This window comes from Crassaminicella indica (assembly GCF_019203185.1).
Taxonomy (GTDB): Bacteria; Bacillota; Clostridia; order Peptostreptococcales; family Thermotaleaceae; genus Crassaminicella; species Crassaminicella indica.
The window spans coordinates 1,850,733-1,875,843 of record NZ_CP078093.1 but is presented as its reverse complement, the minus strand read 5'-3'; the positions used below and the strand labels follow the sequence as shown (position 1 = coordinate 1,875,843).

Annotated in this window: 24 protein-coding genes; 4 read left to right on the top strand and 20 right to left on the bottom strand. The window is 31.4% G+C overall.

What is annotated here, in order from left to right:
* Nucleotides 1–144 precede the first annotated feature (144 nt).
* A complete protein-coding gene (locus KVH43_RS08755) occupies nucleotides 145–1,278 on the top strand; it encodes an MGDG synthase family glycosyltransferase (protein ID WP_218282170.1) in 1,134 nt (377 codons plus the stop codon).
* A 259-nt stretch (nucleotides 1,279–1,537) separates the two neighbouring features.
* Here KVH43_RS08755 and KVH43_RS08750 read toward each other — a convergent pair whose 3' ends face one another.
* From KVH43_RS08750 to KVH43_RS08710, 9 genes are all read right to left on the bottom strand, one after another.
* The gene (locus KVH43_RS08750; RefSeq protein ID WP_218282169.1) at nucleotides 1,538–3,004 is read right to left on the bottom strand and encodes a HAMP domain-containing sensor histidine kinase; all 1,467 of its coding nucleotides are present in this window, start codon (nucleotides 3,002–3,004) and stop codon (nucleotides 1,538–1,540) included.
* Nucleotides 3,005–3,033: 29 nt separating this feature from the next.
* Nucleotides 3,034–3,729, bottom strand: a complete 696-nt coding sequence (locus KVH43_RS08745) for a response regulator transcription factor (RefSeq protein WP_218282168.1) — start codon at nucleotides 3,727–3,729, stop codon at nucleotides 3,034–3,036.
* Nucleotides 3,722–4,507, bottom strand: coding sequence for a lantibiotic immunity ABC transporter MutG family permease subunit (locus KVH43_RS08740; protein ID WP_218282167.1), 786 nt, complete (start codon nucleotides 4,505–4,507; stop codon nucleotides 3,722–3,724). The genes KVH43_RS08745 and KVH43_RS08740 overlap by 8 nt, the downstream gene beginning before the upstream one ends.
* On the bottom strand, nucleotides 4,507–5,265 hold the full coding sequence (locus KVH43_RS08735) for a lantibiotic immunity ABC transporter MutE/EpiE family permease subunit (protein WP_338028332.1): 759 nt from the start codon (nucleotides 5,263–5,265) through the stop codon (nucleotides 4,507–4,509). The genes KVH43_RS08740 and KVH43_RS08735 overlap by 1 nt, the downstream gene beginning before the upstream one ends.
* Nucleotides 5,262–5,960 (bottom strand): lantibiotic protection ABC transporter ATP-binding protein, encoded by a 699-nt coding sequence (locus tag KVH43_RS08730; protein ID WP_218282166.1) that lies wholly within the window; start codon nucleotides 5,958–5,960, stop codon nucleotides 5,262–5,264. The genes KVH43_RS08735 and KVH43_RS08730 overlap by 4 nt, the downstream gene beginning before the upstream one ends.
* 184 nt (nucleotides 5,961–6,144) lie before the next feature.
* On the bottom strand, nucleotides 6,145–6,651 hold the full coding sequence (locus KVH43_RS08725) for a GNAT family N-acetyltransferase (RefSeq protein ID WP_218282165.1): 507 nt from the start codon (nucleotides 6,649–6,651) through the stop codon (nucleotides 6,145–6,147).
* 75 nt (nucleotides 6,652–6,726) lie between these two features.
* On the bottom strand, nucleotides 6,727–7,104 hold the full coding sequence (locus tag KVH43_RS08720) for an IS66 family transposase (RefSeq protein ID WP_218282164.1): 378 nt from the start codon (nucleotides 7,102–7,104) through the stop codon (nucleotides 6,727–6,729).
* 109 nt (nucleotides 7,105–7,213) lie between these two features.
* Nucleotides 7,214–7,540 (bottom strand): IS66 family insertion sequence element accessory protein TnpA, encoded by a 327-nt coding sequence (gene tnpA, locus KVH43_RS08715; protein WP_218282163.1) that lies wholly within the window; start codon nucleotides 7,538–7,540, stop codon nucleotides 7,214–7,216.
* An 89-nt stretch (nucleotides 7,541–7,629) separates the two neighbouring features.
* Complete coding sequence (locus KVH43_RS08710) at nucleotides 7,630–7,755, bottom strand: helix-turn-helix domain-containing protein (protein WP_218282162.1); 126 nt, start codon at nucleotides 7,753–7,755, stop codon at nucleotides 7,630–7,632.
* 504 nt (nucleotides 7,756–8,259) lie between these two features.
* On the opposite strand from KVH43_RS08710, the gene KVH43_RS08705 reads away from it, so the two are divergent.
* On the top strand, nucleotides 8,260–9,120 hold the full coding sequence (locus KVH43_RS08705) for a hypothetical protein (RefSeq protein WP_218282161.1): 861 nt from the start codon (nucleotides 8,260–8,262) through the stop codon (nucleotides 9,118–9,120).
* A gap of 357 nt (nucleotides 9,121–9,477) precedes the next feature.
* On the opposite strand, the gene KVH43_RS08700 is transcribed toward KVH43_RS08705, so the two are convergent.
* Nucleotides 9,478–9,864: a hypothetical protein gene (locus KVH43_RS08700; RefSeq protein WP_218282160.1), complete on the bottom strand. Its 387-nt coding sequence runs from the start codon at nucleotides 9,862–9,864 to the stop codon at nucleotides 9,478–9,480.
* A 279-nt stretch (nucleotides 9,865–10,143) separates the two neighbouring features.
* Between KVH43_RS08700 and KVH43_RS08695 the strand changes: the two genes are divergently transcribed.
* Nucleotides 10,144–11,285 (top strand): IS3 family transposase gene (locus KVH43_RS08695; RefSeq protein WP_420829629.1). Its coding sequence is split into 2 segments (ribosomal slippage): nucleotides 10,144–10,384 and nucleotides 10,384–11,285, totalling 1,143 coding nucleotides; the frame shifts between segments, so codons are not numbered across the junction.
* A 145-nt stretch (nucleotides 11,286–11,430) separates the two neighbouring features.
* Here KVH43_RS08695 and KVH43_RS08690 read toward each other — a convergent pair.
* The 3 genes from KVH43_RS08690 to KVH43_RS08680 form a co-directional block, all read right to left on the bottom strand.
* The gene (locus tag KVH43_RS08690; RefSeq protein ID WP_218282158.1) at nucleotides 11,431–12,153 is read right to left on the bottom strand and encodes a hypothetical protein; all 723 of its coding nucleotides are present in this window, start codon (nucleotides 12,151–12,153) and stop codon (nucleotides 11,431–11,433) included.
* Between the two features lie 163 nt (nucleotides 12,154–12,316).
* Complete coding sequence (locus tag KVH43_RS08685; RefSeq protein ID WP_218282157.1) at nucleotides 12,317–13,162, bottom strand: 3'-5' exonuclease; 846 nt, start codon at nucleotides 13,160–13,162, stop codon at nucleotides 12,317–12,319.
* A 994-nt stretch (nucleotides 13,163–14,156) separates the two neighbouring features.
* Nucleotides 14,157–15,548: a DUF6884 domain-containing protein gene (locus tag KVH43_RS08680; protein ID WP_218282156.1), complete on the bottom strand. Its 1,392-nt coding sequence runs from the start codon at nucleotides 15,546–15,548 to the stop codon at nucleotides 14,157–14,159.
* A 1,687-nt stretch (nucleotides 15,549–17,235) separates the two neighbouring features.
* On the opposite strand from KVH43_RS08680, the gene KVH43_RS08675 reads away from it, so the two are divergent.
* Nucleotides 17,236–17,394 (top strand): hypothetical protein, encoded by a 159-nt coding sequence (locus KVH43_RS08675; protein ID WP_218282155.1) that lies wholly within the window; start codon nucleotides 17,236–17,238, stop codon nucleotides 17,392–17,394.
* A gap of 392 nt (nucleotides 17,395–17,786) precedes the next feature.
* Here KVH43_RS08675 and rlmD read toward each other — a convergent pair whose 3' ends face one another.
* From rlmD to KVH43_RS08640, 7 genes are all read right to left on the bottom strand, one after another.
* On the bottom strand, nucleotides 17,787–19,151 hold the full coding sequence (rlmD, locus tag KVH43_RS08670; RefSeq protein WP_218282154.1) for a 23S rRNA (uracil(1939)-C(5))-methyltransferase RlmD: 1,365 nt from the start codon (nucleotides 19,149–19,151) through the stop codon (nucleotides 17,787–17,789).
* A 17-nt stretch (nucleotides 19,152–19,168) separates the two neighbouring features.
* A complete protein-coding gene (locus KVH43_RS08665; protein ID WP_218282153.1) occupies nucleotides 19,169–20,539 on the bottom strand; it encodes an RsmF rRNA methyltransferase first C-terminal domain-containing protein in 1,371 nt (456 codons plus the stop codon).
* A 98-nt stretch (nucleotides 20,540–20,637) separates the two neighbouring features.
* The gene (locus KVH43_RS08660; protein ID WP_218282152.1) at nucleotides 20,638–21,279 is read right to left on the bottom strand and encodes an HAD family hydrolase; all 642 of its coding nucleotides are present in this window, start codon (nucleotides 21,277–21,279) and stop codon (nucleotides 20,638–20,640) included.
* A gap of 124 nt (nucleotides 21,280–21,403) precedes the next feature.
* Nucleotides 21,404–22,357 carry an ABC transporter ATP-binding protein gene (locus KVH43_RS08655; RefSeq protein WP_218282151.1) on the bottom strand — a complete coding sequence of 318 codons (954 nt, stop codon included), beginning with the start codon at nucleotides 22,355–22,357 and terminating at the stop codon, nucleotides 21,404–21,406.
* Between the two features lie 12 nt (nucleotides 22,358–22,369).
* Nucleotides 22,370–23,332, bottom strand: coding sequence for an ABC transporter ATP-binding protein (locus tag KVH43_RS08650; RefSeq protein ID WP_218282150.1), 963 nt, complete (start codon nucleotides 23,330–23,332; stop codon nucleotides 22,370–22,372).
* 11 nt (nucleotides 23,333–23,343) lie between these two features.
* Nucleotides 23,344–24,153, bottom strand: coding sequence for an ABC transporter permease (locus KVH43_RS08645; RefSeq protein ID WP_218282149.1), 810 nt, complete (start codon nucleotides 24,151–24,153; stop codon nucleotides 23,344–23,346).
* Nucleotides 24,154–24,161: 8 nt separating this feature from the next.
* On the bottom strand, nucleotides 24,162–25,103 hold the full coding sequence (locus tag KVH43_RS08640; RefSeq protein ID WP_218282148.1) for an ABC transporter permease: 942 nt from the start codon (nucleotides 25,101–25,103) through the stop codon (nucleotides 24,162–24,164).
* Nucleotides 25,104–25,111 lie beyond the last annotated feature (8 nt).

The following is a 25,111-nucleotide window of genomic DNA, read 5'->3' as shown; positions in this document are numbered from 1 at the left end:
AATACTATATGCTCATTATAAAAGCATTCATTAAAATAATCATATGGAATTTTTTGTATGCTTTTAAAAAAAGTATATTTTCTTTAGATAATGGTTAAAACTTTACTTAAAAATGGTATAATATTCACTTAGGAGGTGAGCTATATGAATATATTATTTTTTACTGTGTCTGCTGGAGAAGGTCACAATCAAGTTGCCAAAACGGTTGCAGCACATATTAAAAATCATTGGCATCATCATAATATAAGAATTATTGATACTTTCAACTATATGCATCATCATCTTCATAAAATTATTATTGAGACATATATGAAATCAATTAAATATATGCCTGCTCTATATAGATTTATTTACAATCGTTCTGAATATACCGATAGTTCTATTTCTGATGTAAGCGAATTTTTAAATCAAATATTATTGTCAAGAAAGCTTTCAAAGCTATTAGCAGATTTTGAGCCCCATGTAATTGTATGTACACATCCATTCCCTGCAGAAGCTTTATCTGTTATGAAAAGAAAAGGTAAAATCAACATCCCCTTGGTCACCATCCTTACTGACTACACAATACATCCAAGCTGGATAAATAAAGAAGTAGATTATTATATTTTCCCATCTGAAACCTTTGCCTATCAGTTTCAGTATTGGCAAATTCCAGAGGAAAAAGCTAAATTTTTCGGCATCCCAGTAGATGAAAAATTTAATCTTCATCCAGATAGAAATAAATTGTGTTCAGAGCTAAAAATAAAAAACACATTCACTGCCCTAATTATGGGAGGAGGTTTAGGTCTTGGTAACATTACAGATACATTAAATTATCTATTTACTTATAACATGGACCTTCAATTATTAGTTGTTACAGGTAAAAATGAGGATTTATACAAATATCTTAAAAAAATTGATCGACCTAATTTAAAAGTATTTGGCTATGTTAATAATATAGATGAGCTTATGAGCGTAAGCGACCTTATTATTACAAAGCCTGGTGGAATAACTGTTACTGAATCCCTTAATAAAGAACTTCCTATCATCGTTACCTCTAAGCTTCCCGGTCAAGAGGAACGAAATACAGAATTTATATTAAATAATGGCATAGGTATGATAGCCAATAGTCCTAACTCGCTTATTTCTTGTATCAATTTGTTAAAAGAAGATCTAGAAAAATATAATATTTTCAAACAAAATATGGCTAGACTAAAAAAACCAAATGCCTCAAAAGATATTGCCGAATTTCTACTCGATTTAGGCACACAAGAAAAATATACGATAAATATTGTATAAAAATAAAAGAATCTTTCTTGACTTATCTAAGAAGGATTCTTTTATTTTTAGCATACATATTTCGCTCTTATATAAAAAAATAAATTATGATAAGTAGCTTTTACTTTACCATTTTGTAAATAATCCTGATCATAAATCTTTAGCACCTTTTCTATCAATTCAGGAGTAGTTTTATTTCTATTATATTTAAAAAATGGGAAGAAAAATAATTATAAATTGAGTCTCACCATATCATTCACTTCCACTTTTGATACTTCTATCAGTAATCTATAGTATCACTATTATTTGGTGAGAAATATAAATCAAACTCTACACAGGCTCCGACATCCTTTAAGTTAAATACCTTAATGCTTCCTCCATGCATATTAACCAACTTCTTTGCAATGTAAAGGCCGAGTCCTGCATGACCATTCTTGGAAGATCGTGATTTATCACCTCTATAGAATTTATTGAAACCATTTTCCAAATCTTCACTGCTAAATCCATTGCCAGTATCACATACTTTAAAACGAATACTTTCACTATTGATGTAGACATCTATTGTTATTATTCCGTTTTCAGGTGTAAAGCGAATAGCATTTAATACAATATTATCCAGAATACGCTCAAGTTTATTTTCGTCAACAGGAATTACTTTTTTATTATGATTTTCATAGTTAATATTAACATTAAAATATATCCCTTTATCCTTTGTAATTATTTCATAGCTTTCTTTTTTCCCAATTAAAAAAGCTTCTATATCCATCGAAACAATACGAAGCCCTTCGTCAGTGCTTTCCAATTCAGAAACGTAGAGCATCTCCTTTATCAATCTCGAGCCTTTATATGCATTTGCTTCTATTACCCGTAAATACTTTTCTATTTTTTGCTTGTCGTTACAACCACTATCCAACAAGGATTCAGCATATCCTTGTATTACAGAAAAAGGCGTTTTAAGGTCATGCGCAAGAGCCTCAACCATATCATGTTTTTCATGCTCTATCCTCCATTGTAAAATTAGGGATTGTCTAAGCTCATTTTTCATTTCATCAAAAGCAGTACAAAGTTTTCCAAGTTCGTTATCAGCATTATATTCTATTTCAAAATCAAGATCCTTCTCCTTAACCTTTTCTGACGCCCTTATAAGCACATCAACAGGTTTTCCTATATTACACGCAAATTTTCTTGAAAAAAACAGTGTGAAAATTATTATATAAATAAAAGGAGAAAAAATAATTACGATAAATAATGGGATTATCCATATTTTATCCGACTTATTAAAATAATAGGGCTTTATTGTATAATATAGCGAGACAGCCCCAAGCATTTTTCCCTTAGAATCAAATATTGGAATAGTTTTAGCATATCCCTCTCTTGTTCCAATTGTGGTGTTGATTCTTTTGTATAATTCCTCTTTGCTCTTGATAATATCATAATTATCCGTTCCATATATTTTATTCCCGCTTTCATCTATAACTTGATATACTATACCTTCAAAAGGAATTATTTTATCAAGGGACCGTCTTCCCTCCTCACTTAATATAAAAGAATCTGCCTTACGTATATACTCCTCAATTTCAGGAATTTTATTTTCATAATAGTTTGCAGGATATAGTCTCTTGTATTCAATCCTTCTATATATACTATATCCAGCATAGTAAGTAAGCATTGTTGCAAGCAGACTTATTATAATAATCAATGTAAAACTTATTATAAATTGTGTCTTTAAAGGTTTTTTTTCCAGCATTTGAATCTCCTTATGAATTTCAAATTATCCTATTTAAGTTTCTCAAAGCGATAGCCTATTCCCCATACCGTAGAGATATATTGAGTATCTGGGTCTATTTCACTAAACTTTGCTCTAATATTTTTTATATGTTCCGTTACTGTAAAGGAATCCCCCTCTGCGTCATAACCCCATACCTTTTCGTATATCTGTTCTTTTGAAAATACCTGCCCAGGGTGTAATAACAACAGCTCAATAATATCGAATTCACGCTTCGTAAGAGCTACAAGAATATCATTTATCCGTACCTGGCGAGACCTTAAATCTATTGTAAGCTTTCCGAAATTTAAAAACACCCTTTTCCCTGTTTCATTGAGAAAAACTGCTCTTTTCTCTCTTCTCAAATGTGCTTCAACTCTTGCAAGAAGTTCCTTTAGGCTAAAGGGCTTTACTACATAATCGTCCCCACCAAGAGCAAGACCTTTAATTCTGTCAGTTTCAGATTGTTTTGCACTTAAAAATATTATGGGACATAAAACTATATCCCTTATTTTTCTGCAAACTTCATATCCATCTATTCCCGGCATCATAATATCGAGTATTATAAGTTCCGGCTGCTTCTTTGCCATTTCTACCCCTTTAATTCCATCACGGGCAGTTAAGACGATGTGTCCTTTGCTTTCCAGAGAATCCTTTAGAAGTTCAACAATATCTTCTTCATCATCTATAATTAAGATTTTACTCATACACTTTTCTTCCTTCCCACTTTTTAAACCATATTATACCACAGATCAGCATTACTATAAAAAGTGTCAAAGTCGGTATAAGCCCTTCTAAAATTTGATTTATTATATATCCCGAAGAAACAAGCTCTGGGGGATATTTCATGCCAAGCTTATATAGCAGGTAAGCTCCTGGAAGAATCGATAATCTTACAGGCCATGCCCACGGCACAAACTTCCACACTTTATCGCCAAGACTTGTTACCATGAGTGCTGCTATAAGCATACCGCCTCCTCCAATGCCTATTGATGCACCCATTCCCCAGGCAAAGCTTATCCATAGATGAAATGCCAATAATGGAAGCATTCCTATTATCAGCATTATAGCTGATACAATAAAAATCCACCATGTTATTGATATATTTAATATAAAAACTAATCCAACCCCAAGTGTCACCACAGCAATCAAAGTACTTACTGATACACACAAAATAATAATTGCAAGTTTTCCAAGGTATAAATCACGCCTTTGCAATTTTGCACCAAGAAGGCCATTGAAACTTCCAGCAAGCTCTTCCTGATGTATCATAAGGCCAGATATTAAGCCAGCACCTAATGGAATAATCAGTACCGACCAGATTTCAAAAAAGGTTTGAAATATTGATATCTGAACATCTGCCTTTATTGTTAGATTGGAATAATACCAAATAATAAACCCAGAAAAAATTACCGGCATTAAAAATACAAGCCATCTTATTGGTGTACGCTTGGTTTTTATCCATTCTGACCATAATATCCTCATCATTTTACCTCCCTTTTGGTAAACCAAACTGCAGTTAATATTGTAGATATTATTAATGCCATAATCGATAGTATTATCCCGATTGGTATTACCGAAGGATCTCTTAGTGGATCCAATGCTTCCAATAAGACTCCATTAGGATGTATCCCTATTATTGGACACATAAGCCTCGTAGGCCAACTCCATGGCACATATACCCAATATGGTTTTGCTGCAGCTATAACTCCTGCAATCATTCCTGTAAAGCCCAAAGCCATACTTATAAATGTGCCCTTCCATGTAGCCGCCCATAGTTGTATTGGTATTAATGCTAGGGATGTTACCCATAAAACAACCCCACCTGCAAAAATTTTAAACCACGGAACAGCCCCACCAGCTGTGATAAATCCAGAGATTATTATTGAAATAATAAAAACTATTGTAGCAAGCAGCGTGTGTACTGCCATTACTATTACTTTACCAACCCATATAAGAAAAGGCGAAATATTACGTGTACACAACCCCCGGTAATTTCCTGCCTTCTCTTCCTGTAACTTCACTAATGCTGCAAATAATGCCATTCCGATTGGTATAAATAATACAGGCGACCAGTTGTATACAAGGTCTATAAGCAGCTGCCAAGGCCTTAAATAATCAGCAGGCATAAAAAGCTTTTGAAACAGTGCATATATCACAAGAAATAGTGGTGCAAAAATAATCAATTTCCTTGTAAATGTTCTTTTATATTTTAGAAATTCCGACTGCATTATATTTATCATCTTTTCCCCTCCTTTACTACGCTCATGAATAGCTCTTCAATATCTTCCCCACGGCTTATCCTTCCCTGATACTTAAGCATACCTTCACTTATAATACCAATATTGTCAACGATTTGAGAAACCTCCGACAATATATGGCTTGAAAGAATAACCGTTATTCCCCTCTTGGGAAATGAGCAAATAAGTTCCCTTAGCTCCTGTATCCCCACCGGATCAAGCCCATTTGTTGGCTCATCAAGAATCAACAGTTCTGGCTCTCCTATAAGTGCTATCGCGATTCCAAGTCTTTGCTTCATTCCCATTGAAAAATGCGATGTAAGTTTTTTACCTGTATCCTTTAAATCCACAAGTTCAAGGACATCATAAATCTTTTCTTCTGATATTCCCATAAGCCTTGTATGAATTAAAAGATTTTCAAATGCTGTCAGATTTCCATAAAGTGATGGAGACTCTATAAGGGAACCAATTCGAGAAAGATGCCTGCGTTGCCAGGGTTCACCAAAAGCAATAATTTCACCTCCACTTGGATTTATTAAACCTGTAAGCATTTTTAGAGTTGTTGACTTGCCTGCACCATTAGGGCCTAAAAGTCCGTATATAGATCCCTTTGGAATTTGCAATGAAACATTATTTACAGCAAGCTGCTTTCCATAATATTTTTTTAAGTTTTTAGCCTCAAGTATTAAATTTCCCATATTGATTATCCCTCCATTGAATATTGATGGTTTGAATAAATAATCGTTAATTTCCTTTGCAAATAATACTTTAATTTGCAATTATAAAGTTTTTATAAAGTTTTATTATTTTTTTAAACAAAAAACCGGTTAAAGTAAACTTCCACATTAACCGGTTTGCTATTTTACAACTTGTTATCAACCATCACAATTGAGTATCAGTAATTCGTTTTTCTTTATATGGAAACAGTTTATCGAAAATATTTAATTCCTCATTATCTATTTCAAAAACAGAATCCTCGTAGTACTTGCCTGAAATTCCTTTTAAAGAACATTTATATAATTCTAATACAATTGCATTAAACCCTAATGTCTTGGCAACTTTAATAGAGTGTTTCATAAGTAAAGTTCCAATTCCTTTACCTTGATAAGTAGGCAATACTCCAAGAGGCCTCCCCATACATAGAACTTCAAATTCTTCCTTATTTTTATTAACGACCTTTGCTTTTGAGTAAATTATATTGCCAACAATTATATCTTCATCACATGCAACAAAATCCAATTCTTGGATAAAAGCACTTATCTTTCTGATTTTATGAATAATAAAATGTTCCACACAACCAGGTCGATATAAATTCCAAAACGCCTCTCTTGTCATGTTTTCTACATTTCTAAAATCATTTTGATTTTCTAATCTAATTGATATATTCATTTTAAAGTATCCGTCAAAAAATAGATGCATAGAAAATAAATTTAATACCTGATAAAATTTAATCCAGTAGGAGAATTATCTCTTACTGGATTGATCTTTTTTTAGTTCAATTTTTAGTTCTTTTGGGAGTTCACTGGCCCAAGGAAGAAGCTGTGATAAAGATGATTTATCTTTGTTTTGAAGCTTTGATAATTCATCCATCAAGTATAGTAGATATTTTTCTACTGCTAGATGATTAAGCTTTGCTGTTTCTATAATACTATAAAGCAGTGCACTTGAATCTGCTCCTTTTGATGATGCTGAAAAGAGCCAGTTTTTACGACCTATTATAAATGGCTTTATGGATCTTTCAGCGCCATTATTATCTATTTCAAGTGTTCCATTTTCTAAAAAGATAAGGAAATTTGGTAAAATCTTGATTCTTTTAGGGCTTCTTCTTTTGACATAGGCCATTTAAACTTATTTCTTTCTAAGCGATAGTAGTATAACTAAAATCCATCAATACTTTTCCTAAGATCAGTAGCCCCACAGGCTAAGTATACTGTATCTATTTTATCTATATTTAACATTTCTTCATAATCGCTTCCAAAATGGATGATAGAGAAGCCTTGTCATTATTTTGAATATATATTTTGGCTTTTCCTATCTCAATTTTAATACTATTTGCTGGATACGATGTAGATGTAGTAGATACGTTTTTAGAAGTTTTTTCTTTAATGTTGATAGCATGAAATACTTGATGATCTTTCTTTTTGATATTTTTTCTTCTGTAATATAGTTGATGGATGCTAATGTTATTTTCTTTGCAAAAAGACCTAATAGTTCCTTTATGTAAAGAAAATCTATTCAAAATATCTTCCCAGTCAATAGCTGGTGATTCTTCCTTCATAACAGGTAACTCCTACTATACAATAGATTTTGTTATCTGTTATTCTAGCAAAGTAAGGTGCAAACTACTAGGCAGAAAATCTTTGACGATTACATTTCTTTAGAAATTGTAGTGCGATCTTTATTTAATTTTCTAGCAATTTCACCAAAAGAATGATTATCTTTTAGTGAAACTTCTATTTCAAGACGGTCTTCAAAGGTTAAATACTTAGACATGATAAATCTCCTTTCATGCCGCCAGCTATTTAACCGTAACAATCAAGAATATTGAAATAAATACATAATAAAACAGGAATCATGAACTTACTCACTTTTCCTGTTTGTTATATAAACCATTCAGTTATTTTTGTATCATGAAAATCCATAGGATCTTTTAAGCAGATTTCATTACTATTTGAGGACTTTATTCATTAAAATGCTATGGAATTTCATTTTACAATTGAGGGATATGATTTTATTGCAGATATTCACTATATGGTGTATTATTTAACTTAGGCAGGTGATATTTAATGAAACTGACAATGGGAGAAAAGCTCCGAATCTTACTTAAGAGAAAAAATGTGACGATTGTAGAGCTCAGCAAAAGGCTTGGCACTACAAATCAGAATATGGCTAATAAATAAAGCGGGATAACTTTTCAATGAAGGAATTAGAAGCGATTGCAAAAGCTTTGGATTGCGAATTTGAAGGGTATTTCGTTGATAAGAATGGGGAAAGGATATGAAAGAATTCATCATTAGGCACAAGTACTTTCAATTACTCACAATTTTACTTTTTCCTGTACTTGTAGTAATAATAAAAGAAAGTGATTATTTACTCTGGGAATGCATTCCTACTTTTGCAGAACCTTTATTTCTTAAATCATCCAATTCTACAATATGGTTAAGTTTAAGTCTGGGGTATGTTGTAAGTTATGTATTCTATTTATTAGTAAATTTCTTTCCAGATTACCATCGGGCTAAAGAGAAAGATATCGAGTCATTTCCTTTAAGATGTGCTAGACATAGAGAAATTGAATTATTACTTCAAGATCTATCAAGCATTTGGGGTGATATAATTTATACCTGTGTAAATAACGGTTTAATTGATATTATCGGTGACTTGGATATTGATCAGCATTTAAATTTTGAAATGATAAAGAGAACACTTCCACATATTAAGCTCAATGAAAACGCAATTGTGTATGAAAGGTTTAACCGGGAAGTTAAATGGATTGAAAAAATTCTGCTTAGCATTGAACGTTTTAAAGAAGATGCAAATGTTTATTTAACAAGATACAAAGATATGGAGCCATCAGAAATATATTTTGGATTATTTTATTTATGCAATACAAGTTTTATTGTTGGCCAATTGCCACTTTTAATTAATCCAGGCATCCATATATATGGGATTAATTCAAATTTACAAAATATAATTGCTGCAGATAACTTGGAAGATGATATTAATAATACTTGTAAATATATAAAATATCTAAACAAATGGTATGTTGAAGAATATACTGATTTAATTAAAAACTATAAACCGTCTCAAAAAATATTAAGAGAGTTTATTTTTTTTGATTCACTTGACAGTGAAAATTGATAATATTTGAAAATAATAGACAGTAAAAAAACTACTGCTGGTTGACGTGTTCCCGCATACCAGGTCATATTACGATTTTGATTTTGACACCCCTTTTTAGGTCTTTTTGGGGGTAATTCTCGCTATTTTTGCTAAAACTGTAGAAGTCATAAAACTGCTTAAACTCCAGTAAAATCAAGGGTTCTGACGTTGTAATCGTACCACCATCTCCACATGTAGTGTGTGCTAGGTGTAGATGATTTATGTAATAGCTTATATATTAATTCGCCATAATATAAATCAAGGCTCTGTAAAAAATAATGTTAATACCAAGATTCTATTATGTCATATTTTAAGAATAAAGTGTCATAAAATTTCTTAATCCTCTTTCTTTTTTAAAAGTGTAACATCTATAAATGATAAGCCAAAGGCTGAACCTACAGCACTAGAAAACGCTCTAAAAAAACCTATCTTTGATGGTCTAAAAATGTAATCAATAATATAATGCAAAGTACCAACTAAAATAAATAAAGCAATAAACTTAAAAAATCTTTTCCTCATCTCAGCCCATTTTAATTTTCTTGCATTTAAAATGGTAATAATAGGAATGTATAAAAGTAAGAAAAAAGTTAAAAATACATATCCTATTATGAATTTGAAATCAATATCAATATCTTTATACATTATATACAATAAAATTATAGTTCCAATTGCAAATAGTGTACAAAGCATTTTTGTAAAAATTAATACTTTATTTTTTTTCATTCTACACCTCTTCTGTTTTACTTCATATCATTCTACAAGTGTATCTTTATCTTCTTCCATCATCTTGTCTAAATTATAATAAAAGAGCCTTGCATTTGCAAGACCCCTATATTAACCTATTAACTCTTTCATTACTTTCTCTGACCCATTAAATTTATAGTATATCTTTATTTTCCCACTATCAGCTACAACTATTTTATCAACAAATGGTGTTAGTATAGTTTTATGGACACAAATTGGTTAAATATATAAAATAATAACTGAGAGAATGTGTCCATAATGAACAATAAAAAATTCAATCAAGATTTTAAAAAGACAATTGTAGATCTTTATTATTCTGGTCGTTCTGTAAAAGAATTAAGCAGCGAATATGGTGTTTCAGATGTCACTATATATAAATGGATTAAAAGATTTTCTCCTATATCTATATCAGATGGAAAAACTACTACATTAAATGATGTAGCAGAATTAAAAAAACAAATTGCACGCCTTCAGGAGGAGAATACTATCTTAAAAAAGGCTATCACCATATTCGTCAAAGCATAAATGACGATCAATTATTTAAAGTTATTACAGAGCAGTCTGATAAACATTCTATACAAGCTATGTGCAAAATACTAGAAGTTTCTCGTAGCTCTTATTATAATGCACTTTGTCATACACCTTCTAATCGAGAATTTGAAAATAAAGAACTAAAAGAAACAATTTATAACATCTATACTCAATCTAAAAGAAGATATGGTGCTCCTAAAATATATCATATGCTTTTAAAAAAAGGATCCACAGTTAGCATAAAAAGAGTACAGAGAATAATGCGAAAGCTTGGTATTTATGCTATTACAGTCAAAAAGTATAGACCTTATTCAACAAAACAGAAAGTCATAGAATATCCTAATCTACTTAATCGTGACTTTCAAACCAATGCACTTAATCAAAAATGGGTAACGGATATCACTTATATACATACGATAAAAGATGGATGGTGCTATCTTGCATCTGTTATGGATCTTCATTCTCGTAAAATAATAGGGTATTCATTTGATACTGCTATGACTGTAAATGTAGCCTTACAGGCTGTAAAGAATGCTTATATTTCACAAAACCCTACAGATACACTTGTATTGCATTCCGATTTAGGCTCGCAATATACAAGCATGGAATTTGGGAGGTACCTTAAATCTAAGGGGATACAGCATTCCTTTAGTCGTAAAGGGTGTCCTTATGACAATGCTCCTATTGAATCATTCCATTCTGTATTAAAAAAAGAAGAAATTCATCATGTAAAATATATAGATTTTTATACCGCTAAATTAGCTATATTTGAATACATTGAAAGTTGGTACAATAGAAGTCGTATTCATGGATCATTAAAATATAAAACCCCTCAACAAGTAGAAGATGAGGCTAAAATTGTATGTTAAAAACTAACTTTTTGTTGTCCAAAATATTGACATAGATCCATTCCTTTGAACATTCTAATATCAAATTTTTGTTATTTGCAAATTATCAGCTCATTTTTCCCAATATAATAAATTTCTATGTCATTAACACAGAACTTTATCTTAGCTATATACAATATTTTTGTATTTCGTGTACCATCATATTTTCATCTTTCCCTTGTGGATGTTTTGCAATAATAATATTTGAAAAGGTATTATCATTAAACATATACTTGCCTACTGCATCAACTGTTTTATCATCTACCTCTAAAAGATTTATATTGTCAATTCGATTACTAAATACTTCGAACCAATCTACCCCAGTAAAGCAAACAATGTTTTGAGGTCTATATATTTCTATTTCTTTTTTCAATATTTCACAACATTTGTCTAATTGAAGTTTCATTAAAGTTAGTTTTGGATTATTGCCTTCATAAGGTGCTATTTTATAAAGATTTGTCCAAATTATTCTACTCCACCAATAGTCCTTTAATTCTTTTTCTATTAAAAGCTTCTGTACAGTTCTCCAAAAAGCTGATTTTTTAGTATTATATCCTGTTGTATTACCCCAACATTCCTTTACCCACTTAAGTGGACACCTCTCTGTTGTAATACTTATATTCATTATTTTTTCAACATATCTTTCAATTTCATCTATACTATTTAATTCACCATGCACCCATTCACCTTCATCCCAACCATTCACAGCTCTACCAATTATCATCAAATCTCCTTTATATAAATTTCCTTTCACATGAAATAAAGATGTCAATTTTTTATCTTTAGTTCTAATATTCTTTTTATTTACAAACTCTATCATCTCTTTATATAATCTAATCAATTCTTCCATTTAGTTTTTATCTCCTTATTAAATAACAATAGGCTCCTGTCGTAAATTACACCCTACTTACTTCGTTCTTCTTTTTCAATAAATCCTCTATTAACTGATTAAATCCTTCTAATTTTTTAAGTATTGATTATTCTTGTAATACCCTTACATTCCTCCTTATTTACTATCTTGATAATTCAACTATTTTCTTCCTCGAAACATATACTAAATCCCCTAATAAATTTTTCTTTATCTTTATTCTTTGCTTCGTATATATTCCACAACTACTGCAATAGCTTAAAATACTTACTCTTCTTTTTTTATTATCAAAACTCAATTTTAATCTTTTACTATATTTACCACAACTTGCACATCTAGCTCTTAATCTAGTTCTATCTAACATGTCGACTGTAATATTTAAATTCATTGAATCATAAATACAATCTACATCATTAATTATGTAATTTCTTATTTTTTCTTTATCAAATATTTTTCTAAAAATATCCACTGTTAATTTAGTATCATCTAATGCTTGATGAAGTTTATCTGTTGATGCAACTATGTTTTCTGCATTTATTACTTCATGCAAACTTACCCGTCTATCATATCCTAAGACTTCACAACAATATTTTTGAATATCTATATATGGAAGTAACAGCGATTCTATTTTATATTTTGGATTATAATATTTTATATTTCTTTTTAGTACTTTGATATCAGTATCACACCAAGAACATAATATATAATCTTTCCCTAACCATTTCTTAAAATCAAATCCATATTTTAAATCCTCATCAGCAATTCCTGTAAGTTCTATAATTCTTGGATTTATTTTTTTATAAATGGTTGGTTTTATATATACTCTAAAACTATCAATATATTCTAATCTATCATTTAATTTTATTGCACCAATTTCTATTATTTCATCAAAAAATTTTGTTTTCTCGTTAAATTTCTTATAATAGTAAACCTGTCCCTTTATATTTTTAAAACTATTCCATTCTAAATCAAAAACAATGTAATTCATCATAATCACCTGCAACTATTTTAAGTAAATTGTTTAGACTCTTAAATCTTTATAACTGTATAATATTTCTGCTTATGTATCCATTATAATCCAATTTATAAATTTCCTCTACATTCTAACAATTTTTTTGTTATCTGTTATTCTAGCAAAGTAAGATACAAACTACTAGGTAGAAAATCTTTGACGGTTACCTTTGTTTATATATCTTTTCTCCTATAGGAGAATCGATAAAATAGAAGTTTCTTTTTCTATACTCATTCTTAATATTATCAACTGACTTAGATTTTCTGAGATTTATATCAGTAACTAGGTGAAATGATAGCTCTTCGCATAATTTAAACAGTTTCACGCTGTCATAAGCAGCATCACCTAATAAGGCGAAGATATCGCAGTCCTTAAGTTTAAGGATTCAGGTTGCTGACAAACTAGTGAATTTTTTCAGTGGTTTGTCTTTTTTAAATATAAAATAAGCGTAGCTTAATATTTTATGAGAATAACCATTCAAAAAAGAACAAAAAACCGGTTAAAGTAAAATTCTACATTAACCGGTTTGCTATTTTACAACTTGTTATCAACCATCACAATTGAGTATCAGTAATTCGTTTTTCTTTATATGGAAACAGTTTCCTTTTGCCGATGTATCCAGTATAGTGCCATTCACTTTATTTTTATAAGTTCTTGTGGAGTTCCATCATTTATTTTAGGTGCTCCATAGCGGTTTCTACTTTTTTTATAAATATTTAGTATTTCTTTCTCTATCTTTTATTCTCTAGCTCTCTATTACTTGGTTTTTTCTTTAAATACTTGAATTCATCTATATATCTCTTTTGACCTCTAGCCATTATTAACACTTCCTTTTCTTATCTCTATTTTAAAGTGTTCGGCTTTTCGTGTCTACAATATTATACTAACACCAGTCTTATCTTGACATTAACAGACATTTATATTTATATCATTCACCCTATATCAAACTCCCAACCCAAATTAATCCATATATTTATCTATTTTTTAGATCATACCTGATTTTTATAGTTGAACTCTTACCACTCGGGATTGTATGCAAAACTTCATCACCAGGCATCATTTTCTCATACATAATTATGCACACCTGCGGCATCCTGTTTTTCATCCCCAACTGCTTATGAATATTTCCTGAAACCAAATCAATATAATCTTCGCCTCTCATCTTTGCTTCCTGCAACAATTTTTCTATATACTGTCTTACATCATCAGCCGTTTTCCGACCTGAATCAGGAATTTCTCCAACCGTTCTGATATGCTTTACGGCTCTTTTTACTTGTGTCCTATGACCCTTATTATTTCTATAACCATCGTTTCCAAATCTGGCAAGCCACTTAACTCGCTCTAATTCCTCATCTGATAATAGTTGCCCTTTCAACCCCTGTCTATTCCAAAGACCACTGTTCGCAATATCCAGCACAGGGCTATTCAGGCCCAACCAATTATTACTCGGACCAAACATTTGATGTTTGTTAAGTGTTGCAATAATACCTTTTTTCAATCTCAACCGTTCTGCTTCTTCATCAACTGGAAAACAAACAAAAGTGATATTATTTCTTAAATACTGGCTAATTTTTGCCTCAAGTTCAGTTTCCAACCGTGCATTGACTAAATGCCCGTAATTTCTTACATTCTTAGAATGGTGCATATCAATTTCCCATACTCGTAAATACGGATCAGAATTCATATTCAAAAAAGCACGTCCGATATTTTTTCGGAAGATGCTACCATCAGCATCTTCTTTCTCAAAATGGTCTTTTAACCTTTTCCTTAACCGGCCTTGACTTCGGTGAGTACCTATATGAACTATCCTATCCATACCTCGATAGCTTTCGCCCTTTTCAAACATGATATAAATGCCGTTTTGATATGGAATCTCATCTATCATCATCCAATCAAGTCGTGGCAAGCCATTAAAAAGCATATGAAGGACATCTACTTTATCTGTTTCTTTTTCAAGGTGAATCAGTCTTTCTAACTCAGGAATCCACTTACCCAATGCCTTACCTTTAAGAGGTATCCAAAATTTACTTAGATGGGGCAGCAATTTTTCATTATAAACTTTACCCGCTAAAACAATAAACTCATCGTGTTCTATATCAGAAACTTTACGTAATTCGTTTAACACTGTATCTCCCCAATTTCGACGTTCCTGAGCACTCTTCTCTTTCAATGTTTCGTTATAAGGCTCAATGACCCTATCCTCTGGCACCAAACCATACTTTGCCGAAAGAATAAATATTTTATCTGAAACTAGCTTTGCAAAATCATATGCCAGCCGGAATCTTGGGCTTTCTGAATACAATTCTCTTGCTGGACATTTATATGTTTTTTTACTGCTTGTACATGAAATTAAAGCAATCCTCAACTTCTCTACCTCCTTTGATATCTCCTTCTTTCTTCTGACATCACCAAATCCACTTACTTCTTATATTTCTTCAAATAATCTTTTAGAACTTTTTCAACCATTTTAATTACATAGTCCTGAGCATCCTTCATAGATATAATCTGTTCAATGTCAAGGAACAACTATTACCAAGTTGCCGTCCTTATCCAAAGTAAGGAAATCAAACCGTTCCTTTGTATCTACAAAACCATCAAATTCTTTCTAAATGATAAGTAAATCTTCACCAAAAGCTGAGGGTTCATTTGCCAGCCATTCCTATAGATGTTCCCTTTCCTTAAACCAGAGTTCTGAAAAGGTTTTCTCTTTTATCTTTGAAATTCGGTTGTTCTTCTTATCAATAAGGTACATTGCTGCTTCAATCCCACCTGAAAACAAAATCAAGTTTACCTTTATTTAACATGTACACCAATATTATATCATAATTTGGTATTATTTTACTCAAAGTACCATATATTTTTAGCTACATAAAAAGAATAAAATTCTACTCTCATTCTCAACTGAACTATTCTTTCAAACCATCGACTCGGTAACATGCCTCGTACAACATAAAAAACCAAGTTAAAATTTCAAACTTGGTCTTTAATACATTATTCATTCATATACAAATCAATATCTATAAAATAATACTTATAATCTTCATCATACTCCTCTTCTGAAATTATGAAATCCGCGCCGTTATAAGTCACTATATTTCTGTTGATACTATATTTATTGCTTTCATAATAGTCTAAGAATTCATCATATGACAATTTACTATAATAAGTAACAGTAGACAATTTTAGTGTTAATTATAAAGAAATATCAATAACTCAATACCTATCTTTATTTAAAATATTACATCAATTTAATGATTATAGCACTGTTATCAAAGGAATTTTTATAAATTATATGTATATTATTATTTCTATACTAATTATATTATGGTATTCTAAAAGAAGAGAGCTATATTGATTTTTTATTCTAAAATAAACATAGGAAAGGAATTTTATATATGGAAAAATATTCAAAAAAGGTTTGGTTATTCGTACAAATAGCTCAGAAGACATATTCAACATAAGGTATAAAAAATTTTGGCAAAGACTAATATCATATATCATCCCATTATGCAAATATATTGAATTTGGATGTTGGGAAAATGATAAAGATATAATTAAAGAAATTTCAGAGACAAAAGATATATTATCAGTGAAAAATTATGGATATAAAAATGAACAAAAAATTATCAAGTGTGTTCTAAGTGAAAATATTGTAAAATTATTAAAATATAATTGTGTAATAAACAATAAAAGGCTCAAATGGTTTGATGTAACCTTATTTAGAGAATTCAATGATGATTCTGCACTGTTTAATACAAGACATTTTGGAACGGAATATTGTTTATACAGTTTAACAGAAAACCAAGTGAAGTACATCAGAGACATATGTAATGAATATCTTTTAGACTGCCAAGTCTTCTGATGAACTATTCGAATAGGTAAGGGTTTGAAATTATCTCCACCTTTTCCCATCGACCACACCCTGCATGAAACTTTCGAGCTCACAAGGCGTTCCATCTGTAACCGTCAAAGATTTTCTGCCTAGTAGTTTGTACCTTACTTTGCTAGAATAACAGATAACAAAATCTATTGTATAGGAGGAGTTACCTGTTATGAAGGAAGATTCATCAGCTATTGACTGGGAAGATATTTTGAATAGATTTTCTTTTCATACAGGAACTATTAGATCTTTTTGTAAAGAAAATAACATTAGTATCCATCAACCATATTACAGAAGCCCTCAAAGAATCAAGAGCATTAATAGGGTTTAATTATTGTGCCAAGTTTTATGAAATCGAAAAAAAGCTTAGAGAAGAGCATAGTGAGCTTCTTCCTTTGGCTAGTGAAATCCCAAAAGAACTAAAAATTGAACTAAAAAAAGATCAATCCAGTAAGAGATAATTCTCCTACTGGATTAAATTTTATCAGGTATTAAATTTATTTTCTATGCATCTATTTTTTGACGGATACAATTGAACCATCCCCCATAATCCTTTATGCAAAAAAATAAGGGTCCAGAATAAAGACTCAAACCATGATTCTTTCCCCTTAACAATTCCATTTTTACTTCCATTTTTTTTGACCATATATCGAACAAACTCTTTCATTACAAGACTTTATTTTAAACATGCAAAAAGTTTATTTTAAATTGAAAAGGTTTGTTTTAATTGGACAGTTTTCTTTTAATCAACACAACCGTCTCCACATGCGCCGTATGTGGGAACATGTCCATACATTTTACCTTCTCCACCTTATATCCTGCCTTTTGTACTTCTATAAGATTCTCAGCTAAACTCTTTGGATTGCAGGATACATAAATAATTTCAGGTGCTCTATAATCTAATACCTTCTTCAAAGCTTTTGGATGAACCCCACTACGAGGTGGATCAAGAATAATTATATCTGGTTTGGTTATTAATTCGTCAATCTTTTTCAAAACATCACCTGCTATAAACTTACAGTTGCTAAGTCCATTCATTTTGGCATTTTTATTAGCAGCCTCTACTGCTTCTTCTATCAGTTCAATACCTATAACCTTCTTAGCTCTTTTCGCTACAATTTGCCCAATAGTTCCTGTACCACAGTATAAATCAAATACAGTTTTATTATCTGCATCTCCCATAAAATCTAGTACCATACTATATAGCTTCTCTACACCTAGTGAATTAGTTTGAAAAAATGAGAAAGCTGATATTTTAAATTTTAATCCGAGTATTTCTTCTGTAAAATAATCTTGTCCCCATAAAAGCTTTGTTTCATCACTTACAACTGCATCTGATAAATTATCATTAAAGGTATGCAAAAATCCTACAAGTTTTCCCTCTAATTTTAGATTTTTCATAAGCTCTATCAATTCAGTCATATCAAATGCAATTTGTGTACTAGTTACAAGATTAATGAGAATCTCTTCTGTCTTCCTTGCTTTTCTTACAATCAAATGTCTTAAATATCCCTCATGAGTTTTATTGTTATATAAAGGTACACCTTTTCCCCGGAAATAATTTAACATACTTGAAAGAATAGTATTGAAATCTTCATCCACAATTTTACATTGATCTACCGTTACAACATCATGAAATTTTCCTTTTTTATGCATTCCTAAATTCAATTCTCCACCTTTTTTTTCATTGCCAAAAGAATATTCCATTTTGTTTCTATAGGCAAATTCTTCTGGACTGGCTTCGATGCCTAAAAATTCATAATCCTTTATATTCGCTTCATCTAATAATCCTTTCACAAGTTCTGCTTTCATATGAAGCTGCTTTTCATAAGGAACTGTCTGATAGCTACATCCACCACAAGCACCAAAGTGCTTACAAAAAGATGCTTCCTCTATAGAAGCTCTTTCTATTACTTCTAATAATTTTCCTTCTGCATAATCTTTTCTAACTTTTTTTATGAAAACACGAACAACTTGTCCCGGAATAGTATTTTTTACAAATACTTTTTTATCTTCATAAAATCCTATCCCCTTTAATGGAAATTCTAAATCTTCTATTTTTAATTCTATTATGTCTTTTTTCTTCATAATTTCCTCCTAATTTCCTATATTTGTCCAACCCATCTTAATCCTTTTGGATAATGGTTTTTAAGTATATTATTTACAATTTTACACCATCCTATGGAATATCCATCTACATTTACAAGGTTCCATCCGTTTTTTCCTTCAAAGCTTATAGACTCTCCTTTTAAATAAGCTATTATATCTTGACTCATCGCATCCATAAAAATATTATTTTTTACATCTTCAGGCTTTAAAGAAAGAGCAAATGCATGAGATGGTTCAAACCTATTTTTTTTCAAAGTTCCTAAATGCAATCCTGGTCGAATTACTTTTAAATTTTCAAGATTAATAGTATCCTCTGGTAAAATATATAGTTGTTCTCCAAAAACTATAAATTTGCCTTCTGGTATTTTATTTAGATATTTTTTCCCAAAGTCATAGTAATCCTTCAAAGCCTTCTTATCTATCTGCTTTTTCTTATTTTTTATTTTAGCAACTTCTCCATCTCTTTTCTTTAAAACTGCAATAAAATGCCCTTCCCCTCTCAATTGATGAGGCCATAGCCTAATAGCTTTCTTTAAATCTTCATCATCTGATAATATCCACTCAGGTCTTCCTTTAGCAAATCCATCATAAGTTTTTACTGCTTCTATATAAAATTCAGGATAATTTTTAATGAATTTTTCTATTACCCCTTCATTTTCCTCTGGCGAAAAGGTACATGTAGAGTATACTAAAATACCTTCTGGCATTAGCATTTTTTGTGCTTGTTCTAAAATATCTAGCTGTCTTTCTGCACACATAGATACATTATCTATACTCCATTCTTTGCAAGTATCTGGATCCTTTCGAAACATACCTTCCCCTGAACAAGGAGCATCTACTAAAATTCTGTGGAAATAATTTTTAAACTTTTTTGACAGTCGGGCTGGACTTTCATTAGTAACAATACAATTTTTAATCCCCAATCTTTCTATATTTTGAGAAAGGATTTTACTTCTTGCTGGATAAACTTCATTAGATACTAATAATCCTTCTCCTTTTAATTTAGCAGCAATATGAGTAGATTTTCCACCTGGTGCTGCACATAAATCTAATATTCTCTCTCCCGGCTGAGGATCAAGTAATGCTCCTACTGCCATAGCACTAGGTTCTTGGATATAATAAAGACCTGCTTCGTGATAAGGATGTTTTCCAGGCTTGTCTACTTCATGATAAAACCCTTCCTCTGCCCAAGAAACCTTTTTTAGACTAAATGGGCTTATTTTTTCAAAATCCTTACAAGCTATTTTAAGTGTATTTACTCTTAATCCCTGTGTCTTTGGATCATTGTAACTCTCTATAAATTTTTTATATTCTTCTTTTAATAATATTTTCATTTTTTCTTTAAAATCATTTGGTAACTCTATCAATGTATCACCTCATTTATAAGCTTATGCTTATTTATACTGCTTATATTATATTTCATTTTAAAGCTATTTATTTGTAAAAAGCCGAGTATCTACTCGGCTTATGCAATCTCTTCAAATCCTTCCAAATATTGATCTGCTAACGAACTAATATCATCTTTATATAAGGATGAACTTTCATCTGCAACCGCAAATACCTTCATACCAGCTCTTTTTCCTGCAAGTACACCTGCATAGGTATCTTCAAAAACTAGACATTGATCAGGCATAACGCCTAAATCCTCTGCGACCTTTAGGAAAATATGGGGATGTGGCTTTCCCTTTTCAACTTCACAGCTAGTACGAATTGTATCAAAAAAGTCAATAATATTGTTTTTTCTAAGAACTGCTTCAGCTAGTTCCTTTGCATTACTTGTACCTATACCCATCTTTATACCTTTATTTTTTAATTTCATCAATAAAGCATATACACCTGTCTTTAATTCTATATTATTTTCATAATAAGACTTTGTCATTTTCATCCATTCATCCTTAATTTCATCTATAGAATCCTCTAGCTTAAATCTTTTTTTAAAATAATGAGCTGTCTCTGTAAAGCTCATACCCTCTATTTTTTTCTGCAAATCATCAGGTAAAGCAATTCCTCTTTTTCCTAGGTAATCTATATCTATTTGTCTCCAAACCCACATAGAATCTACTAGTGTACCATCTAAGTCAAAAATAACCGCCTTAATATTATACATAGTGAACTACACCCTTCCTACATATCTATCATATCATGTTTTACTAAAAAGCATGTTATATAGTAAAATGTATTTTGCTAAATTCATCCCCCACTTTAAAAGTGGGAGTATTCTTACCACAAGTCTAATAAAGATGGCAAGCAGTAAAATGTTCCCTTTCTACTTGTTCTAGTTTTGGCAACAATCTTTTACATACATCCATTGCATAAGGGCATCTATGATAAAACGCACATCCTTCTCCACTATTTTCTAATAAACTTTCTTCTTTTAAAAATATCTGATTTTCATCAAAATCTACACCTCCAGAAAGCGTAGATAATAATAGCTTTGTATAAGGATGCATTGCTTTTTCATAAATCTTCTCAACAGGAGCCTCTTCAACAATTTTGCCTAAATACATAACCCCTACACGATCACACATATAATGTACTACATTTAAATCATGTGATATAAATAAATAAGTTAATCTAAGCTTTGACTGTAACTCTTTCAAAAGATTTAATATTTGCGCCTGCACAGAAACATCTAAAGCTGAAACAGGTTCATCTGCAATTATAAACTGAGGACTTAGCATCAATGCTCTTGCAATACCTATTCGCTGCCTTTGTCCTCCACTTAATTCATGAGGATAACGACTTTTAAAGCTTTCATCAAGACCTACCAATTCCATCATCTCAGATACCTTTTTCTGCCGTTCTTTTTTACTATATTTTTTGTGAATCAAAAGAGGTTCTTCTACAATCCACCCTATCTTTTTTTTAGGATTCAAAGAAGCATATGGGTCTTGGAAAACCACTTGCATTTTTTCACGAATTTCTTTTTCTTTAACAAGTGTAATATCCTTGCCATCAAACTTTATTTCACCATGAGTTGGCTGAAGTAATCCATTTATCATAAAGGCTGTTGTTGACTTTCCACATCCACTTTCTCCTACCAATCCAAAGGTTTCGCCCCTTCGTATAGAAAATGAAACATTATCTACTGCTTTTACATAGGTTTTCTTTTCCCAAAATTTCTTTTTAAAAACAGGATAGTATTTACAAAGATTTTTCACCTGTACAAGCCATTCTTGTGACATTTTCCTCTCTCCTTACTGTGCCAAAAAACATCTTACACGCTGCCCTTTACTAATTTTTTCCAGAGCTGGCTTTTCATTATAACATTGTTGAAAAGCTTTCGGACACCTTAAGGCAAATGGACATCCCTTGCTACGCTCATTTAAAGAAGGAACTCTTCCTGGAATTGCATACAAAACTTTCCCACGCTTTTCAGGTGTAGGAATACATTCCATCAAGCCCTTCGTATATGGATGTATACCTTTTTCTATAATTTTTTCTGCACTTGCCTCTTCAAAAATATGTCCTGCATACATGACAATTACACGATGACACATTTTAGCAATCACACCAATATCATGAGAAATCAAAAGCATAGCTGTCTTCATTTCTTTATTCATTTTTTTCATCAATTGTAAAATCTGTGCTTGAATTGTTACATCTAAAGCCGTAGTTGGCTCATCTGCAATCAACAGCTTTGGCTTACTAATTAAAGCCATAGCAATCATAATTCTTTGTCTCATTCCCCCTGATAACTCGTGGGGATATGCATCATATATTTGATTTGGTCTCGGCAATCCAACTTTCCTCATCATCTCAATAGCTCTTTCTTTTGCTTCTTTTCTTGATAATCTTGTATGCAGCATCAAGCCCTCTATAATTTGATCTCCAATCTTAAGAACTGGATTTAAAGAAGTCATAGGCTCCTGAAAAATCATAGTCATTTCTTTACCTCTTAGCTTCCTTCTTTCTTCTTTGTCTAAAGATGTAATATTTTTTCCTGCAAAAACGATTTCTCCTTTTGTAATCCTTGCATGTTTTGGCAGTAATCCCATTATAGCTAAAGAAGTAATACTCTTCCCACATCCTGATTCTCCAACTATCCCAAGTATTTCTCCTTCTTTTACAGAAAAAGAATTGTCTTCAACCGCTGTAAGCAGTCCTTCCTTTGTAGAAAAGCCTATATGCAAATTATTTACCTTTAACAATGTATCCATATATACTCCTCCTACCCACGTGGATCTCTAATATCTCTGATGCCATCTCCTAATAAATTAAAACCTAATACAGACATAGTAATCATTATTCCCGGAGCTAATGTATACCATGGCGCTTTTATAATATAATTTTGAGCTTCCTTTAACATTCTTCCCCAGCTTGGGTCAGGTGGTTGTACACCTAATCCAAGATAGCTAAGACCTGCTTCAGCTAGTACTGCATTTGCAAATCCCATTGATGCAGCAATAATCAGAGAAGACAGTACATTCGGTAATATGTGTATAAACATAATGCGCATATGATTTGCTCCTATGGATTTGGCAGCCTTTACAAATTCAAATTCCTTATATTGTATAAAACCACTTCTTGCAATACGAGCAAAGGTAGGAATTCCGCGAATACCTATGGCAATAATTGTATTTTGTGTAGATGCTCCAAATACAGCAATAAACACCAAAGCTAGTAATATACTTGGAAACGCCATTAAGGCATCAATAAATCTCATAATAATTTCATCTAACCATCCGCCTATATAACCTGCTACAGCACCAATCACAGTTCCAAATATAAAAGATACAGCCACTGAAACTGTTCCTACTAAAAATGCTATCTGTGCCCCTTTCATAATACGGCTTAAAATATCTCTTCCAAAATTATCCGTCCCCATAAGATGCTTAAAGCTTGGTTCTTGAAATCGGTCTTTAATAACCATTTCATTCACGTCATAAGGAGTATAAAAAATACTGATAACCATCAAAAGCAAAAGAACTGTTACGAGGAACATTCCTATATATAAATTAAAATTATTTTTACGTATCATGTTTTCACCTACTTCATTTGGATCCTAGGATCTATCACCTTATAAAATACATCTACAAAAAAATTCACTAAAATTACTACAAATGCAATATACATAACCATTCCCTGAATAAGAAAAAAATCTCTATACTGAATAGATGCAATAAGCAATCTTCCTAATCCTGGTAAAGCAAATACTTGTTCTACTAATAAGCTTCCACCTAATACACTGGTGATAATCATTCCCATAATCGTTACTACAGGGATCAGTGCATTTTTTAAAACATGCTTGTAAATAATTGCTCTTTCCTTAAGTCCTTTACTATAAGCTGTCCTCACATAGTCAAGCTTTAGCTGCTCAAGCAAAGCATTTCTTAAATATCTTGTAAGTATAGCAATAGTAGGTATAGCAATCGCAATAGCTGGTAAAAGGAGTGACCAAAAAGCACCCCATACACTTTTACTCCACGGAACATATCCTCCTTGTGTAAACCAATGTAATTTCAATCTAAATATATACATCAATAATATCCCAAGCCAAAAGGAAGGAATAGCCATTCCAAATTGAGTAAAAATTGAAATTACAGCATCTATACATTTTCCATTAACTCTAGCTGATAAAATGCCAAGAGGGATCGCTACAATGGTAGCAATCCCTATAGCCATTACTGCCAAGGATAAGGTTACAGACAGTCTACTTCCGATTAGCTTTGTTACAGGCATAGAAAAACGAATAGACTGACCCAAGTCTCCTTTTAATACATTTCCCATCCATTTTAAATATCTTTGTGTTATAGGTAAATCAAAATTCATCTGCGACCGTAAAGCTTCTATTTGACCTTGTTCTGCATCCATTCCAAGAATAGTCATAGCTGGATCTCCTGGTATAATCTGAAATAATATAAATGTAAATATTGAAATCAGTAAAAGGGTAATAATTAAAGTAAATCCTCGCCTTAGCAAATAATTCATAATGACTC

Bases quoted from the DNA above. Each gene is read 5' to 3' on its own strand.
- KVH43_RS08755 (WP_218282170.1), top strand. From the start codon at position 145: ATGAATATATTATTTTTTACTGTGTCTGCTGGAGAAGGTCACAATCAA.
- KVH43_RS08750 (WP_218282169.1), bottom strand. From the start codon at position 3,004: ATGCTGGAAAAAAAACCTTTAAAGACACAATTTATAATAAGTTTTACA.
- KVH43_RS08745 (WP_218282168.1), bottom strand. From the start codon at position 3,729: ATGAGTAAAATCTTAATTATAGATGATGAAGAAGATATTGTTGAACTT.
- KVH43_RS08740 (WP_218282167.1), bottom strand. From the start codon at position 4,507: ATGAGGATATTATGGTCAGAATGGATAAAAACCAAGCGTACACCAATA.
- KVH43_RS08735 (WP_338028332.1), bottom strand. From the start codon at position 5,265: ATGATAAATATAATGCAGTCGGAATTTCTAAAATATAAAAGAACATTT.
- KVH43_RS08730 (WP_218282166.1), bottom strand. From the start codon at position 5,960: ATGGGAAATTTAATACTTGAGGCTAAAAACTTAAAAAAATATTATGGA.
- KVH43_RS08725 (WP_218282165.1), bottom strand. From the start codon at position 6,651: ATGAATATATCAATTAGATTAGAAAATCAAAATGATTTTAGAAATGTA.
- KVH43_RS08720 (WP_218282164.1), bottom strand. From the start codon at position 7,104: ATGGCCTATGTCAAAAGAAGAAGCCCTAAAAGAATCAAGATTTTACCA.
- tnpA (WP_218282163.1), bottom strand. From the start codon at position 7,540: ATGAAGGAAGAATCACCAGCTATTGACTGGGAAGATATTTTGAATAGA.
- KVH43_RS08710 (WP_218282162.1), bottom strand. From the start codon at position 7,755: ATGTCTAAGTATTTAACCTTTGAAGACCGTCTTGAAATAGAAGTTTCA.
- KVH43_RS08705 (WP_218282161.1), top strand. From the start codon at position 8,260: ATGAAAGAATTCATCATTAGGCACAAGTACTTTCAATTACTCACAATT.
- KVH43_RS08700 (WP_218282160.1), bottom strand. From the start codon at position 9,864: ATGAAAAAAAATAAAGTATTAATTTTTACAAAAATGCTTTGTACACTA.
- KVH43_RS08690 (WP_218282158.1), bottom strand. From the start codon at position 12,153: ATGGAAGAATTGATTAGATTATATAAAGAGATGATAGAGTTTGTAAAT.
- KVH43_RS08685 (WP_218282157.1), bottom strand. From the start codon at position 13,162: ATGATGAATTACATTGTTTTTGATTTAGAATGGAATAGTTTTAAAAAT.
- KVH43_RS08675 (WP_218282155.1), top strand. From the start codon at position 17,236: ATGAAGGAAGATTCATCAGCTATTGACTGGGAAGATATTTTGAATAGA.
- rlmD (WP_218282154.1), bottom strand. From the start codon at position 19,151: ATGAAGAAAAAAGACATAATAGAATTAAAAATAGAAGATTTAGAATTT.
- KVH43_RS08660 (WP_218282152.1), bottom strand. From the start codon at position 21,279: ATGTATAATATTAAGGCGGTTATTTTTGACTTAGATGGTACACTAGTA.
- KVH43_RS08655 (WP_218282151.1), bottom strand. From the start codon at position 22,357: ATGTCACAAGAATGGCTTGTACAGGTGAAAAATCTTTGTAAATACTAT.
- KVH43_RS08650 (WP_218282150.1), bottom strand. From the start codon at position 23,332: ATGGATACATTGTTAAAGGTAAATAATTTGCATATAGGCTTTTCTACA.
- KVH43_RS08645 (WP_218282149.1), bottom strand. From the start codon at position 24,153: ATGATACGTAAAAATAATTTTAATTTATATATAGGAATGTTCCTCGTA.
- KVH43_RS08640 (WP_218282148.1), bottom strand. From the start codon at position 25,103: ATGAATTATTTGCTAAGGCGAGGATTTACTTTAATTATTACCCTTTTA.